We start from the raw sequence: 374 nt of genomic DNA on the forward strand, positions 1-374 counted from the left end.
CGAAGTTTTCAGCACCGCAGCGTCCACCTCAAGCGTGTTGCTCACGCGGTTCTGGGCGGCCTCGACGGCGACCGCATTTCCCGAGACACGAAACGCCGTTTCGGACGCGCCGGCTGCGGCGAGGAGGGAAACGCCAGGGGCATTGATCGCACTGTCGGTCCCGGCAAAGATCGTCCCGCTGCCGCGCTGCAGGCTGTTTACGTCGGCCGGCGTAGCGATCGATGTGCCGTCAAGTTTCAGGCCGTTGGCCCCCTCGTTTCCAGTCGCGCCGGCAACGATCAGGTTGTTCGTCCCTTCGAGGCGCGAGCCCGTCAGCTGGCCCGCAGCGGAAATGTCGACCAGGGCCCCATGGGTCTGCGCGGTAACATGGGTCC

The 374-nt window shown here is 66.0% G+C and carries 1 protein-coding gene; it reads right to left on the reverse strand.

The window, feature by feature from the left end; translation table 11 throughout:
• A partial coding sequence (locus WG900_RS20170; RefSeq protein ID WP_339970188.1) for a hypothetical protein occupies positions 1 to 374 on the reverse strand: 374 nt, incomplete at both ends.

The sequence above is a fragment of the Novosphingobium aquae genome, from assembly GCF_037572715.1.
Lineage (GTDB): Bacteria > Pseudomonadota > Alphaproteobacteria > Sphingomonadales > Sphingomonadaceae > Novosphingobium > Novosphingobium aquae.